This window comes from Clostridium sp. HV4-5-A1G, assembly GCF_900184915.1.
In the GTDB taxonomy this organism is placed as follows: domain Bacteria; phylum Bacillota; class Clostridia; order Clostridiales; family Clostridiaceae; genus Clostridium_B; species Clostridium_B aromativorans.
Genome location: NZ_FXYI02000343.1, coordinates 1 through 1,234 on the forward strand (window position 1 = coordinate 1; position 1,234 = coordinate 1,234).

3 protein-coding genes are annotated in these 1,234 nt (G+C 34.5%); all 3 read left to right on the top strand.

Annotated features, from left to right (window positions below):
* Nucleotides 1–159 (top strand): FAD-dependent oxidoreductase (locus J5G60_RS18365; protein WP_190972283.1); only part of this gene is annotated, 159 nt, incomplete at its 5' end.
* 53 nt (nt 160–212) lie between these two features.
* Nucleotides 213–545, top strand: a complete 333-nt coding sequence (locus tag J5G60_RS18370) for a thioredoxin family protein (protein ID WP_150359074.1) — start codon at nt 213–215, stop codon at nt 543–545.
* A 45-nt stretch (nt 546–590) separates the two neighbouring features.
* A complete protein-coding gene (grdA, locus tag J5G60_RS18375) occupies nt 591–1,061 on the top strand; it encodes a glycine/sarcosine/betaine reductase complex selenoprotein A (RefSeq protein WP_150359073.1) in 471 nt (156 codons plus the stop codon).
* Nucleotides 1,062–1,234: the final 173 nt, after the last annotated feature.

The window sequence follows — 1,234 nt, forward strand, 5'->3', positions numbered from 1 at the left end:
GGTTATATTGTGACAGATGAGGATATGAGAACTAATATTTCAGGAGTATTTGCCGCAGGTGATATAAGAAAAAAATCCTTAAGACAAGTAGTAACTGCAGCAGCTGATGGTGCTATAGCAGCAACTACTGCTGAGCACTATTTAGAATCATTGAAATAATAAATACTGAGCTACCTTATTAAGGCAGTTATAAAAATAGGAGGGTTAATAAAATGATAGAATTAAACAAGAAAAACTGGGATGCTGAAATTACTGAATATGTTGAAAAGCCAGTGTTTGTTGACTTTTGGGGCGATAAGTGTGAAATTTGTAAACAATTAATGCCTGGAGTACATGGCTTGGAAAAAGTATATGTTGACAAAATAAAATTTGCCAGCCTTAATATAAGCAGTGCAAGGAGGTTAGCAATTTCTCAAAAAGTTCTAGGACTGCCGACGATGATTATATATAAAAACGGTGAAAAAATGGACACTATAACTGCAGATAAAATAAATACTCTTGATGATGTGAAGAGCTTTATAAAATCTACATATGATAAGCTTTAAAATTAAATAAAGTTCAAAATAAATATTAAAAAAGGAAGAGATAATATGTTAAAAGGTAAAAAGGTAATTGCGATAGGAGATAGGGACGGTATACCTGGCCAGGCTATTGAGGTCTGTGCAAAGTCAGCCGGAGCAGAGGTTATATTTGCTTCTACAGAATGTTTCGTTTGAACGGCTGCGGGAGCTATGGATCTGGAGATCCAACAGAGGGTAAAAGATTTGACGGAAAAATACGGTGCAGAAAATATAGTTGTAATTTTAGGTGGAGCAGAGGCAGAAGCGTCAGGTCTTTCTGCAGAAACGGTAAGTGCGGGAGATCCGACTTTTGCTGGACCGCTTGCAGGAGTAGCACTTGGACTGGCTGTCTATCATATTGTAGAACCTGAAATAAAGGAAGAATGTGATGCTGCAGTTTATGATGAACAGTGCAGCATGATGGAAATGGTTCTTGATGTAGAAGATATTATAAGTGAGGTAAACACTATAAGAGACCAGTATTCAAAATATAATAAATAATATAAATAATTTCATTAAAAAGGAAAAATTTTTGGTAGAAAATAGTTTTGATATTAGAATAAAGAATAATAGCATGCAGGAATGCATGCTATTATTAAAATAAATAGGAGGTTTTAAAATGAATTTTCCCGTTGTTAAGAGAGCTTCTTATGTTTTAGTTAATACGCCGGATA

What these genes read in the sequence shown, in the direction of transcription:
- J5G60_RS18370 (WP_150359074.1), top strand. Translation starts at nt 213, where the DNA reads ATGATAGAATTAAACAAGAAAAACTGGGATGCTGAAATTACTGAATAT.